Genomic DNA, 11,886 nt, shown 5'->3' on the forward strand with positions numbered 1-11,886 from the left:
TATTATCCCTCTCCTAACTGTGTATGGAGTCCATCCTGCAGCAGTCCAATCAGCTTCCGCGCGGCGGTTGGCAGCGGGCTGCCCTTGACGGTAGCGATGCCGATTGTCCGGGATGGGATGGGCTCGGCAGTTCTCACTTCATACAGGGTGCCTTCGCGCAGCTGGGGCTCGATGAACTCGCGGGACAGGAAGGATACGCCGAGTCCGATCCTCGCGAATTCGATCAGCAGCTCCACGCTGCCAAGCTCGATCTCCGGCTTCAGCTGAAGTCCATGCTCCTCTGCAATCGCTTCTATGAAATCTCGCGTATTGCTGTTCTGCGACAGCACAATCAATGGATGCCCGAACACCTCGCGCAGCGGCACAACCCCTTGAGCCAGATGCTTATAACGCTCCCCCACGACAAAACAATCCTGGATCTCCGCAAGCGGGATCACATCGAACCATTCGGTATTCACTGGCAGATGCACGATCCCGCAGTCGGCCTGACCATCTCGCAGCCAGCGGACGATATCAGGCGTCTTCCCGTGGGACAGCTGGATATGAATATCCGGATATTCCCGCAGGTAATGCTCGAGATAAGGCAGCAGGAAGAATTTGCAGAGCGTATCGCTCGTCCCAATCCTTACCTCTCCCCGCTGCATCAGCTTGAACTGCTCAACTGCCTGCTCCCCGGTGGCCATGGCCTCCATTCCTTCGGCTACATGCCGGTACAGCACTTTCCCTTCCGCTGTCAGCTCCACACCCTTGGGCTTGCGAATGAACAACGCTATCCCCAGCTGTTCTTCTAACTGCTTAATGGCATAACTCACACTTGGCTGTGTAATGAACAGCAGCTCCGCCGCCCGGGTCACACTGCCGGTGAGCGCCACCATATAAAATGTCCGGTACAGCTCCAGATTCCCGATCCTCACATAGACCACCTCTATGGATTTCATTCATAAGATTGATTTCATTTATCTTGATGATCCTATTATAGTGAATTGCAAGAAGAATGAATAGGAGGGGAGCACAAGCATGAAGAAACCCAAGGCGGTGCTGTTTGATCTTGATGATACCATTATTGATCGCCGTCTCTCGCTGGAGAAGTACTCGCTTCAGCTGGCAGCCGACTTCGCCTATGCGCTAACGAGCCTTCATACCGAACAGCTTAATGCAAGAATCGTTCAGCAGGATGCCCAGGGCTACAAGCCACGCGACCAATTTATTAACGACCTGATGAGGGCGATACCTTGGAGCGCCCCTGTCACCTACGATGAGCTTCGCAGTCATTGGTTCCAGCATTATCCGATGTCCAGTGTCGTGGCAGAAGGCGCGCGGGAGGTAATGAAGCAGCTGGCTGCGGAGCATCTGATGCTCGGGATTGTAACCAATGGAGCGACTGTCGTCCAGCACACCAAGATCGACCGGCTCGGTATCCGGCCCATGATGAAGACCGTCATCGTATCCGAGGAAGCAGGGCTGAGGAAGCCTGATCCGGGCATTTTCGCCGCAGCCCTTCGGGAGATGAATGTTCAGCCTGAGGAAGTATGGTTCGTCGGTGACCATCCGGTCAATGACATGATCGGGGCGAGGGAAGCGGGGCTGACTCCCGTATGGCTTAGAGGCAAGCATCCATGGCCTGAGGATGTGACCGAGCCATCCATACAGATCGACCGCTGGCAGGAGCTTCTTATCTTGCTGAGAGGAGAGGGATGAATCATGCAAAAATCTGTCGTTTCGCCGCGCGGGGCACTGGCACAGTTAACCCCGTATACACCGGGCAAGCCGATATGGGAGGTACAGCAGGAGCTTGGCCTCAAGCGGGTCATTAAGCTGGCTTCCAATGAAAATCCGCTTGGCCCGTCACCCAAGGCACTGGAAGCCGTTCAAGCATCGATTGCAGACAGCCACCGCTATCCGGATGCGCATGCGGCTGTGCTGAAGAACACGATTGCCGGGGTGCACAGATTGCAGCCGGAGAATGTGGTGGCCGGCAACGGTGCCGATGAGCTGATCAAGCTGATTTCAGAAGCTTATCTGGATGCAGGGGATGAGATTGTTATCCCAAGTCCGACCTTCTCGGAATATGAGTTTGGCGCCAGGCTTATGGGGACTAACGTAATAAGCGTGCCGCTGGGTGAAGGGTTTGAATACGATGTGCAGAATATTCTCCAAGCTCTCACTCCCCGTACCAAGCTCATCTATCTCTGTTCGCCGAATAACCCGACTGGCACCTGTCTCAGGCGGGATCAACTGGTACAGCTGCTGGAGGCTGTTCCGCCGGGCATACTGATCATCTTCGATGCGGCTTACTCGCATTATGCTGACGAACCGGACTATTCGGACGGGATTGAATTTGTGCAAAAAGGCTGTCCGCTTCTCGTGCTGCAAACCTGCTCCAAGATCTATGGCCTTGCCGGCCTGCGTGTCGGCTACGCGCTTGCGCCCGCAGCGGTCGTTGCGGCTATCGAGAAGGTGCGTGAGCCGTTCAATGTGAATGCGCTGGCACAAGCGGCGGCGGCAGCTGCCTTGAACGACAGCGAGCATGTCCAGGCATCCCGGGCCTGCGTGGCCGCTGGGCGTGAGCAGCTGTACGGAATCTTTGACCGTCTGAAGCTCAGCTATACCCGAAGCTCGGGCAATTTTATACTGGTCCGTGCGGGAGAGCGAGCGGGAGAGGTTTACGAGAGTCTGCTGCATGCGGGCATCATTGTGCGGGGCGGAGCCGGCTGGGGCCTGCCGGACTACCTGCGGGTCTCGGTTGGAACGGAAGAAGAGAACCGGCTGCTTGGCGAGGTGCTGAATACTATTTTGCAGCAGCATTAAAGGTATATTCGTGACACGGTTACTTATACAGCTGTTTCTGGAAGATAACCTGCCCTGACTGGTCTTCAGCGGTAATCTCTACCGATTTGAAAGGCTGGCTGGAGATGTAATACCACAGTGTATCTAGTTCATCCGGAACGAGTGTGGCCTTCTCTCGGGATACGGATACACTGGAGATTTGCGGATTTGTGATCAGGCCATACATAACGTATTGATCCAGCTGCTGTGATTCGCTAGTGCCGTAACTGAAGCCGTTGCTGGATTGATAGGGTGGAATGCTGCCAACTATATGTGTTTCATAATCGTTATTTACTTGGATCAGGGCAAGTCCTGCCGATTGTTTGTGGTTTCTATAGAAGGCGTAAGTGTACGGGTCATTCGTTTCAGCGTGAATAAGCTTGACAAAGGAATCATCTCTGCTGCTTATTGCCTGCTCGATCTTCTCCTTAGGCGACCTTGTATCCAGAAGGAGTATGACGGCTGCAATGACCAGTAAGCCAATTAGCGGGATCGCGTACATCAGGCGTTTACGATTCATCTTCTACCCCTCCTTTACTATCATGTATATTAAGACCGAGAAACCTTTATACAATAGTGATAAAGGTTTCTCGTTATCTATATGAATAGTTACAGTCAGTGAGTGTATATCCACTGACTTGCATCACTCCAATTGTAACCTTCATTAGACCATCCTATAGTTGCGGAATAAGGGCCGATACCTAGACTGCTAATTGAAGTTGTATTCCATGTATGAGCATAGGTGCCGTGGTATTGAGTTTTATTCCCGCTGCTTGGCTCAGTTGCAAATTCAAAGTAAATATTAAAATTTCCGGAATGAGAGTTATAATTCCGTATTTTCCCGGCATTAATTTTATCTTGCCACTTCCATGACCTCCCGTAGTTGCTATAGTCCTCATAAAAGGTTACATTATCTTGAGACTGTCCTTCCCAATAATCATATACATAAGCGCTCGTTGAATGGGTGAGAATTTGACGATTTAAACCTACTGTAAAGCCTTCATATCCACCTAAATTACCGTCTCCAGACTTTTGATTTAAATACTCACGATTAGCCCACTCGTAATCAACTGATACGACCCAACTATTAGAGAAAATTGTATCGTAATACATAGTTCCTGTGAAGGTTACTTTCCCATCAGAAAGAGGAAATACTACCCCATAATCCGATGGATCAATTTCAACCAGCCCAATAATTTGTCTCATATTTGTCTCTTTATACCTAATTTCCTTATTCAAAGTATTGAGTTCATCTGTTGTTTGTTTAATGTCGTCTGCTGAGGTCGAGGAACTGTTAACCTCACTTACCCTCCTTTTCAATGCTTTTATTCTCGCTTTTTTAGCACTAAGGTCGCTTAAAAATTGGTTGATCTCTTTGCCTCTCTGTGCTTTTAACGCACTATTTTTCATCTCTGAAATGTTAATACTTTGAGCCGTAGCTAGATCTGTAGCAAATGAAGTGATTAGCAAAAATACGACAAACCACATTAATCCCTTTTTTTCATTAGTAGTGTTACCTCCTGGTAAATAGTATCAAACATATATTATTGTTTGATCTAATGTAATGTTATTATAAAAAAACAAAGTAAATTAAGAGGATATTGTAACAATTACATAGTTTAATAGTAATAATAACGCGACAATTTTTTGGTGGTAATTATGTACTATTTATGTTAATTTAGTGACTACACATTAATTAACCAGGCTGTAATGTACAAAGGATTTAGACATGTAGAGTTAAATAACCGTGAATACGATTTCGTTGCCGTTAAATATAGTGTATATTCAAGAGAAGAGGACGGAGAATATATTGCGTTGGCAGCATGGGTAGACATGAACAGTAAGCAGGCTCTTGACGTTACGGTGACACATATTGATAACAATAATGATATCAGTCTAGTTTTTCAATCAACTAACAGTACAACAAGCAACCCGGGTGTGATTACTACCGATGATTTTCAGTTTAACGGCCAATCCTTTGTATGCAGCATGACCGGACTGTTTGCTTGTATCAGTTACTGTGGGATCTGGCACTTAGTTAACCCTGGAGAAGGCCTTACTTGTGATATTCTTTGCGGCGGTGCCTTTGCGTTCGCTTGCTCTGGTGCATAATATAACTTGGAATAATATATCTGCAGTGCACAGGCTGTGTCTGTAAAATGCCTGTGCACTGTGACATGCTGGAGGGTTTTTATGGGTGCAAAGTTTTTACGTGGAGATCAATTACGTTATGGATTCTTCCATTGTTATTGATGGGTGCCTACACATTCTTTCACTACAAAACGTTTAATCTCTATGAAATATCATTCTTTAATCCCTTCCAAGGAGCATATCTAATATATATAGGCTGGTTTCTAATTGGGCTTACAATAAATATTGTTCAGTTCGTTAAAGCGAGGAAAAAGTGAAGGTGCATCCAAGCGAGTGCTGAGAATTATTAATAATGAAATGTCAGGTCAGGCAGGGGGTTATACACCTACCTGTCCTTTACATATGAGCTGCATAAGCGGTCTCCTCTCTTCTGTGAGGAGAGCGGTAGGTCTAGGAGTATTGTTTTAAATGCGAACTATTACGTATGGCTTGGAAATCCACAGAGCCAGGGAGAGGAGCTTGATGATGGATAAGACAATCAAGTGGGGCATTATGGGACCGGGCGGCATTGCGCGGAGCTTTGCAGCGGATTTGATGCAGACACCCGGCGCGGAATTGGCAGCGGTTGCATCGAGGTCGAAGGAGCGGGCAGATGCCTTCGCGCAGGAGTTCGGTGCCGCACGGAGCTACGACAGCTATGAGGCATTCGTGCAGGATGAAGAGGTGGACATCGTTTATATCGGCACCCTGCATCCGGCCCACAAGGAAGGCATGCTGCTCTGCCTGCGTGCGGGTAAGGCGGTGCTGTGCGAGAAGCCTTTTACCATGAACGCCGAGGAAGCAGAGGAAGTGATGCGGGTCGCAAGGGAGAACGGCACGTTCATCATGGAAGCCATGTGGACACGGTATCTGCCGGCCATTGTGCAGACCAGGACCTGGATAGAGGAAGGGCGGATCGGCGAGGTGAAGATGGTCACGGCCGACTTCGGCTTCGATATCGGCTGGGCGCCGGAGAGCAGGCTGCTGAACAAGAAGCTCGGCGGCGGAGCGCTGCTGGACGCAGGCATCTACCCGGTTTCCTTCGCTTCCATGATCTTTGGCCAGCAGCCGAGCCGCATAATGAGCAGTGCACATATTGGAGAGACGGGCGTGGATGAACGCTTCACCGCCTTGTTCGAATACGAGGGCGGGAAGACTGCCCAGCTCAGTGCCAGTGTGAGGCTGCGCACGGCCAATAATGCCTTCATCTACGGTACGGCAGGCTATATTCATGTGCCAAACTTCCTCTTCGCTTCCTCTGCTTCGCTGCATACCGATGCGGAAGAGCCGCTTGTATTTACGGATAACCGCAAGCTGAAGGGGTACATATTCGAGGCCGAGGAAGCGATGCGCTGCCTGCGTGAGGGGCGCAAGGAAAGTGCTGTCATGCCGGCTGCCGAAACCTGCGATATAATGCGGACACTCGACCGGCTGCGCGGGCAGTGGGGACTGGAGTATACCGATTAAGAGCAGGTTGCGGACCGGTGCCAGCCTCGTATTCGATAATGAAGCTATAGATGTCTGTAACGCCAGACACTAAGCGCCAGAATGATGGCTGAGGTCAGCCAGCCAGCCGCCTCCATATAAGCTACAATGGCATTGGATTCCAATAGAGTAAGCAGCCCGGCTGCGAACATTGTCCAGCCAACAAGCAGCAGCGCGGAAGCCGCTGTCATGACCGCCAGCAGGTCTTTGCTGCGCAGTCTCAGCAGTGTGAACATGGATAGTGCCAATGCCCCTGCTGAGAAGCCCATGTAGATGATGAATTCATCATCCTCAACATGAATGGGTATATCTGAAGTAAGCAGCAGACAGAGCAGCAGTTGGGCTGCAAGACTGCCGGCTGCCAGACAGCACAAGAACAGGCGGCCGCACTGGCTTCTGCGTTCCGGGTTGAGTTTCATAGAGGCCTCCTTATGTCTGATAGCAAGCTGAAAAAACATCAAGCTCTCATGTCGCTGGACATGAGAGCTTAGCGGTTTAAGTAACGAAAAATTAACGCTGGGCCTGCTCCAGGAAAATATTCTCGAGTGAGGGCTGCTCAATCTCCAGCCCGAAGATCTTAACCTGCTGCTCCACCGCATTATCGACAATCCACGGGATATCTTCCTCGCTGTCTACGACCAGCTCCAAGAAAGGCTCACTGCGCTTCACATCATCCGCTACCTGCCGGATGCGCTCCAGCCAGATGGTTTCCCTGCTCTTGTCGCCGCTCCTGTACTTAACCTTCACCTTGAAGCGGTTGTTATGGGCTTCTCGGAGCTCCGCTATTGTACCGAGCTTCTCAATTCGGCCCTGATGAAGGATGGCGATCCGGTCACAGATGCGCTCGACCTCATCGAGATTATGGGAGGTCATGAATACTGTCGTCCCCTTGGAGGCTAGAGAGCCAATCAGGTCGCGGATCTGCAGGGCAGATTCGATATCCAGCGTAGAGGTTGGCTCATCCAGGAAGACCAGCTCAGGAGAACCGATCAGCGCCTGGGCGATGCCAAGCTTTTTCTTCATGCCAAGTGAGAACTGTCCGGCCTTCCTGTCCATATCTTCGCCAAGTCCAACGGCCTCAAGAAGCTCAGACAGCGAATCCTTGCGGACGGGGATGCCTTTTACCTGGGAGAAGAATATCATATGCTGCATCGCTGTCATATCATTATAATAATTGCTGTTATCGGGGAGCACGCCGATGCGCCGCTTAATGGAATTGATCTGGTGATAGGGCGTGCCCAGAATTTCAATTGTGCCCGAGGTCGGCGGCAGAATGCCGGTCAGCATATTGATGGTCGTGCTCTTGCCCGCGCCGTTACGTCCAAGGAACCCGAACACTTCCCCGGTCTTCAGACTGAAGCTGATCTGCTTCACGACCTCCTTAGACTTGAACGTCTTCGTCAGCTGATGAACGGTCAACGCTTCCATCGTCACAGCTCCTTTCTCCGAAACAGCATCACCGCGGCAGCGAGTGCCAGCCCGGCTTCCACAGCTGTAACGAGCAGCAGCACCGGCTGTTCAGCCATAGGGTAGTAGGGAAGCACATAACGTGCGGCAGCAACCGGCGAAGATTGGCTGAATGCGCTCCACAGTCCTATAATCGGCATCGCGATACCTGCCAGAACGCTAAGGATCACCGAGTATGTACGATGCGTGACGAGGGTGGAGAGCAGCACGCACAGGCTGGCAAGAAAGGCCAGGTAAACCCACAGATATAGCAGTTCATGAATGACGAACGTCCGGGTAATGGCAGATACGATTACGAATGAGATCATTGTTACCGCTGCCCAGAACAGCCAGATCGCCACAAACTTGCCGGCAATGACGGATGTGCGCGAAGTCTTCGTAATCAGCAGACGAATGCGCTGAAGCTCGATATCCCGGTTGACGGCATCATGGGATAAGGTGAAGACGAACAGAGCCCCGAATAGGATAAGCACGAAAGACAGCCCTGCGAGGGCTGTTGTTTCTGGATTGCTTGCCTCCTCGGCAAACAGGGAGCTGCTGGACATATATCGTGCAGATAATACCGAAATACCGGTAATAAACAAGATAATCAGAATGGATTTAATCCCTTTCATGAGTCCGAAGAATTCCCTGATGACAATTCCCTTCATGCCGATTCTCCTTATCCTGCTAAGTTATCGGTCTGTCAATATCTCCTCCATGTCGATCTCTTTATGATAAATCGCTCTAACTACCGCGCCTACGCGCGTGGATACGTTGAACTTATTGGTGATCGAAGCAATATAGTACTCGACCATTCGCCTAGAAATGTTAAGGGTGTCTGCAATTTCCTTGTTGGCCTTCTCCTGTGACACTAACAACAAGATCTCCCGTTCCCTCGAATTCAGGCTATAAGTTTCTCTATCCATCGTACAGCACCTATCTGTTCTTCACGGGCCTTAGGACCAGCCTGCCGACCAGACCTACAATTGCCAATCCTGCAAAACTAAACATTAGGGTCTTGTACTCGTAGAAGAAGAAACGGGTTACGAGATAGCCAATGACGCCTATCATACCAATCAGTTCGAACCATTTCCGCATATCAAAATCTCCCCTGTCGCTTAGTTTAATCGTTCATGGCCTTAACTATCACTTACGTCATCACACCTCCGATTTCGTTAACCTGAAATGTCTAACCCCGTTAGCAATTATTATACTAAAATACATAAAATTCCCTGTCAAGCTGGGACGTGGCCTATAAAACTGCCTTAAAACCAGCGAGGATAAGGGGTGAAGAAGGTTTTCTATCATACTGTCTATGGATTAGGCTGCTAGACTTCGTATTTCCGAAATTGACGAAACCTTCTGGGAATATTTATCATGTGAGTAAGGTAAAGCCAGGGACGCGAATATAAGGGAGGATTATTACAATGGGTGCAATTGCTAAGATTCTCGGTTATATCGCGAAATATGGTTCGAAGGCCTGGGACGTAATTAAGAATGCAGTGGGCTCCGCATGGTCCAGCTTCAAGGCTGCATGGGACGAAGGCTACTGGGCTGCTACGAAGTGGCTGCTCGAGAAGTCGGCTTACGTGGACATCATCTATCAAGCTCTGAAGGCTGTATTCGGAGAATAAAAAAAACTTAGCGCAACGTACGCTAAGCCAAAAAATGGGTAAGCAGTAAAATCAAAAACGCAGTCCCTGACTTTACCGACTTAATACTAATGATAAGGATTGAAGGATACGATGTCAACTTCAGCGCAAGCTGTGCAGCCCTTGCTGGTTTCCGTCCAGCGGTTATCCAAGAGCTACGGCAAGAAGCTGGTGCTCGATGCCATTGACTTCGAGATGCCCCAGGCTTCGATCTATGTTCTGACCGGTGCCAATGGAGCGGGTAAGAGCGTATTCCTGCAGTGCTTGCTTCATTATGAGACGTTTGATTCAGGCCGGATTGAGATTGATGGGAGGCCCTTATCCGATCGGCTTCATCTCCGCCGGAACACGTCATTGATATCCTCGGATCAGCAGCAGTTTATCGACCTGCTTACACCGAGTGAGTATTTTAACTTTGTTGCTGATATCTATAAAATACCCAGCTCTGCCACCCTGCGAATCAGGGAATGGGCTGAAGATCTTAACGTAAGCAAAGAACTGGACACCTTAATTGCCAATCTGTCCTTCGGTACAAAGAAGAAAATCCAGGTGCTGTCCTCTATGCTCACCGCTCCCAAGCTGCTCGTATGCGATGAAATATACGAGGGGCTGGATACGGATGCGGTTGCTTATATACAGCAGGTCTTCCTGCAGCGCAAAGAGCAAGGGCTCGGGACACTGCTGACGACGCATATTGCGGGCTACGGCCAGGATATAGCAGAGCGGACATTCCGGCTGTTCAATCAAAAAATTCAACCGGCCGATGCGCCGGAGTTAAGCAGAGGCTGCTTATGAACCTGTCGCTATTTCGGCGTCTTCTACAAATAGCCTATGATGACCAGCCGGGAAGTATTCTCAAGCAGGCGGTCGTCCATTTTATTATTTTTGCCATCACGTTCTCCCTCGTTGTAACCGGATTCCGCAGTATGGGAATAGAACGGGTGATGGAGATTTATGTGTGGGTGCATTTCGTCATTCACCTCATCTTTATCTTCTTTACAGCAGCGATTCTTCACAGTATGGATAAAATGATCGGCTTCATGAGCCGCACGCCTGTTACGGCTTCGGAAATGTTCTACAAGGTTTATGCGGCGGCGAGCTTTACTCTGTCTAACGGCGTAGAGTATGCGCTGATTCTTATAGTTTTCTTCTCCTTCGGGGCAGAGCTGTGGGATGTTCTTACCTTTATATTTATACTGGAGGCTATGAGATTCGCGAGGATTTTCCTTGAATTTCTAATGGCCTGGTTTAAGACACTTGCCAATGTGAGGCTGTATCTGTCAGCGGCTTTCTTCATCGGTTTGCTGTCTTTCTTGATTTCTGTCAAGCAGGGCAGATTTTCCTGGGAGATGCTGGACATGAATATGCTTCTGCAGTACAGCGTGATCTGCTTGTTCGCCATCGGTATGATAACAGGGCCATATCTGGTTAACCGTCTGATGATTATTCAGAAGAGAAGCCCGGAGCTGTATCTGTCCCTGACCAGACGGATCGGCAGATTTTCCGCTGCACCGGCTTCATCTACCGGACTACAGGCACTGGTCAGCATGCAGATGACGAGAATGCTGCGCGACTCAGCCTATATGGGACGCTATGTCCGGCTGTGCATTATTGTCGTGCTATTAACCCTTGTTAATGTCATGTTCCTGGACCAGTACGAGGAGACGCCGGCCAGAACAATGGTGGATCTGTCCTATATGGTCTGTATGGTGTCTTATATCACCTACCAGCTGGATTATGCGCTGGTCAAGCATTCGTATCTTGCGCAGTTTCCAATTCGAATGCGTCATGTCCAGGGAGTCATCGACTCGCTGCACGGCATACTCCTGTTGATGTTTGCTCTCTTAATGTTTGCCGTAGAGATCCTGTGTAATCCAGCGTCCTCCAGCCAGTGGATGGACGGATTAACCGCCTTTGGCATCTTCTATTTGCTCAGCATCGGGATTCCCGTACCAGATTCGAAAATAAGCAGTTATCAAAAGCTGGGGCTCTACTTTCAATTCTTCTTCCTGTCGCTCCCCGTTAAGATAGCTTTCCAATATAATGTCTTGAACGATTGGTATGTCCAGCTTGCTGTACTGCTGGCAGCAGGCCTGCTGCTGTATGTGCGCAAATACCGCAAGCTCAAGCAGCAGATGGTGTAATGAAGGGGTTGTCCGATAAGCCGCAAAGGCTTAGGGACAGCCCTTTTTTGCTGTGTGAAGAGCAAGAGACCGCTGCTTTAAGCATTTGATAAGAATTTGTATAGGCGACTGTTAAGATTGCTGCGGTATGATTCTTAAGGCGGAACGCCCAAAATAATAATTGCTTTATGGCCGAAGCCGCTGCATAATGTTTCCATCCT

At 49.5% G+C, this 11,886-nt stretch carries 15 protein-coding genes; 7 read left to right on the plus strand and 8 right to left on the minus strand.

The genetic code is table 11. The annotated features are described in order from the left end of the window. Window positions 1-2: 2 nt before the first annotated feature. Window positions 3-938 carry a LysR family transcriptional regulator gene (locus L1N82_RS16525; protein ID WP_235288560.1) on the minus strand — a complete coding sequence of 312 codons (936 nt, stop codon included), beginning with the start codon at window positions 936-938 and terminating at the stop codon, window positions 3-5. Window positions 939-1,017: 79 nt separating this feature from the next. Between L1N82_RS16525 and L1N82_RS16530 the strand changes: the two genes are divergently transcribed. Together L1N82_RS16530 and hisC are read left to right on the plus strand one after the other, a co-directional pair. Beyond that, the gene (locus L1N82_RS16530) at window positions 1,018-1,698 is read left to right on the plus strand and encodes an HAD family hydrolase (protein ID WP_235288561.1); all 681 of its coding nucleotides are present in this window, start codon (window positions 1,018-1,020) and stop codon (window positions 1,696-1,698) included. A 3-nt stretch (window positions 1,699-1,701) separates the two neighbouring features. Further along, window positions 1,702-2,808, plus strand: a complete 1,107-nt coding sequence (hisC, locus tag L1N82_RS16535) for a histidinol-phosphate transaminase (RefSeq protein WP_235288562.1) — start codon at window positions 1,702-1,704, stop codon at window positions 2,806-2,808. 19 nt (window positions 2,809-2,827) lie between these two features. On the opposite strand, the gene L1N82_RS16540 is transcribed toward hisC, so the two are convergent. Continuing rightward, window positions 2,828-3,346 (minus strand): hypothetical protein, encoded by a 519-nt coding sequence (locus L1N82_RS16540; RefSeq protein ID WP_235288563.1) that lies wholly within the window; start codon window positions 3,344-3,346, stop codon window positions 2,828-2,830. 95 nt (window positions 3,347-3,441) lie between these two features. Continuing rightward, window positions 3,442-4,314, minus strand: coding sequence for a coiled-coil domain-containing protein (locus tag L1N82_RS16545; protein ID WP_235288564.1), 873 nt, complete (start codon window positions 4,312-4,314; stop codon window positions 3,442-3,444). A gap of 222 nt (window positions 4,315-4,536) precedes the next feature. On the opposite strand from L1N82_RS16545, the gene L1N82_RS16550 reads away from it, so the two are divergent. Continuing rightward, window positions 4,537-4,938, plus strand: a complete 402-nt coding sequence (locus L1N82_RS16550) for a putative immunity/bacteriocin fusion bifunctional protein (RefSeq protein WP_235288565.1) — start codon at window positions 4,537-4,539, stop codon at window positions 4,936-4,938. 501 nt (window positions 4,939-5,439) lie between these two features. Then, window positions 5,440-6,423: a Gfo/Idh/MocA family protein gene (locus L1N82_RS16555; RefSeq protein ID WP_235288649.1), complete on the plus strand. Its 984-nt coding sequence runs from the start codon at window positions 5,440-5,442 to the stop codon at window positions 6,421-6,423. A gap of 44 nt (window positions 6,424-6,467) precedes the next feature. On the opposite strand, the gene L1N82_RS16560 is transcribed toward L1N82_RS16555, so the two are convergent. The 5 genes from L1N82_RS16560 to L1N82_RS16580 all read right to left on the minus strand — a co-directional run bounded on the left by L1N82_RS16560 (window position 6,468) and on the right by L1N82_RS16580 (window position 8,988). Beyond that, window positions 6,468-6,860, minus strand: a complete 393-nt coding sequence (locus L1N82_RS16560) for a hypothetical protein (protein WP_235288566.1) — start codon at window positions 6,858-6,860, stop codon at window positions 6,468-6,470. A gap of 91 nt (window positions 6,861-6,951) precedes the next feature. Further along, on the minus strand, window positions 6,952-7,869 hold the full coding sequence (locus tag L1N82_RS16565; RefSeq protein WP_235288567.1) for an ABC transporter ATP-binding protein: 918 nt from the start codon (window positions 7,867-7,869) through the stop codon (window positions 6,952-6,954). 2 nt (window positions 7,870-7,871) lie between these two features. Further along, window positions 7,872-8,558 carry an ABC transporter permease gene (locus tag L1N82_RS16570; RefSeq protein WP_235288568.1) on the minus strand — a complete coding sequence of 229 codons (687 nt, stop codon included), beginning with the start codon at window positions 8,556-8,558 and terminating at the stop codon, window positions 7,872-7,874. A 24-nt stretch (window positions 8,559-8,582) separates the two neighbouring features. Next, the gene (locus tag L1N82_RS16575; protein WP_235288569.1) at window positions 8,583-8,816 is read right to left on the minus strand and encodes a response regulator transcription factor; all 234 of its coding nucleotides are present in this window, start codon (window positions 8,814-8,816) and stop codon (window positions 8,583-8,585) included. Between the two features lie 10 nt (window positions 8,817-8,826). Beyond that, entirely contained in the window at window positions 8,827-8,988 is a 162-nt protein-coding gene (locus tag L1N82_RS16580) for a hypothetical protein (protein WP_235288570.1), read from the minus strand. A 329-nt stretch (window positions 8,989-9,317) separates the two neighbouring features. On the opposite strand from L1N82_RS16580, the gene L1N82_RS16585 reads away from it, so the two are divergent. The 3 genes from L1N82_RS16585 (at window position 9,318) to L1N82_RS16595 (ending at window position 11,686) form a co-directional block, all read left to right on the plus strand. Next, complete coding sequence (locus tag L1N82_RS16585) at window positions 9,318-9,524, plus strand: hypothetical protein (protein ID WP_235288571.1); 207 nt, start codon at window positions 9,318-9,320, stop codon at window positions 9,522-9,524. Window positions 9,525-9,635: 111 nt separating this feature from the next. Further along, window positions 9,636-10,337, plus strand: a complete 702-nt coding sequence (locus tag L1N82_RS16590; protein WP_235288572.1) for an ATP-binding cassette domain-containing protein — start codon at window positions 9,636-9,638, stop codon at window positions 10,335-10,337. Next, window positions 10,334-11,686 (plus strand): hypothetical protein, encoded by a 1,353-nt coding sequence (locus L1N82_RS16595; RefSeq protein WP_235288573.1) that lies wholly within the window; start codon window positions 10,334-10,336, stop codon window positions 11,684-11,686. Before L1N82_RS16590 ends, L1N82_RS16595 begins: the two co-directional genes overlap by 4 nt. Window positions 11,687-11,886 lie beyond the last annotated feature (200 nt).

The organism is Paenibacillus tarimensis, from assembly GCF_021532315.1.
In the GTDB taxonomy this organism is placed as follows: domain Bacteria; phylum Bacillota; class Bacilli; order Paenibacillales; family Paenibacillaceae; genus Paenibacillus_I; species Paenibacillus_I tarimensis.

Coding starts and splice junctions, on each gene's coding strand:
- L1N82_RS16525 (WP_235288560.1), bottom strand. CDS start 938: ATGAAATCCATAGAGGTGGTCTATGTGAGGATCGGGAATCTGGAGCTG.
- L1N82_RS16530 (WP_235288561.1), top strand. CDS start 1,018: ATGAAGAAACCCAAGGCGGTGCTGTTTGATCTTGATGATACCATTATT.
- hisC (WP_235288562.1), top strand. CDS start 1,702: ATGCAAAAATCTGTCGTTTCGCCGCGCGGGGCACTGGCACAGTTAACC.
- L1N82_RS16540 (WP_235288563.1), bottom strand. CDS start 3,346: ATGAATCGTAAACGCCTGATGTACGCGATCCCGCTAATTGGCTTACTG.
- L1N82_RS16545 (WP_235288564.1), bottom strand. CDS start 4,314: ATGTGGTTTGTCGTATTTTTGCTAATCACTTCATTTGCTACAGATCTA.
- L1N82_RS16550 (WP_235288565.1), top strand. CDS start 4,537: ATGTACAAAGGATTTAGACATGTAGAGTTAAATAACCGTGAATACGAT.
- L1N82_RS16555 (WP_235288649.1), top strand. CDS start 5,440: ATGATGGATAAGACAATCAAGTGGGGCATTATGGGACCGGGCGGCATT.
- L1N82_RS16560 (WP_235288566.1), bottom strand. CDS start 6,860: ATGAAACTCAACCCGGAACGCAGAAGCCAGTGCGGCCGCCTGTTCTTG.
- L1N82_RS16565 (WP_235288567.1), bottom strand. CDS start 7,869: ATGGAAGCGTTGACCGTTCATCAGCTGACGAAGACGTTCAAGTCTAAG.
- L1N82_RS16570 (WP_235288568.1), bottom strand. CDS start 8,558: ATGAAGGGAATTGTCATCAGGGAATTCTTCGGACTCATGAAAGGGATT.
- L1N82_RS16575 (WP_235288569.1), bottom strand. CDS start 8,816: ATGGATAGAGAAACTTATAGCCTGAATTCGAGGGAACGGGAGATCTTG.
- L1N82_RS16580 (WP_235288570.1), bottom strand. CDS start 8,988: ATGCGGAAATGGTTCGAACTGATTGGTATGATAGGCGTCATTGGCTAT.
- L1N82_RS16585 (WP_235288571.1), top strand. CDS start 9,318: ATGGGTGCAATTGCTAAGATTCTCGGTTATATCGCGAAATATGGTTCG.
- L1N82_RS16590 (WP_235288572.1), top strand. CDS start 9,636: ATGTCAACTTCAGCGCAAGCTGTGCAGCCCTTGCTGGTTTCCGTCCAG.
- L1N82_RS16595 (WP_235288573.1), top strand. CDS start 10,334: ATGAACCTGTCGCTATTTCGGCGTCTTCTACAAATAGCCTATGATGAC.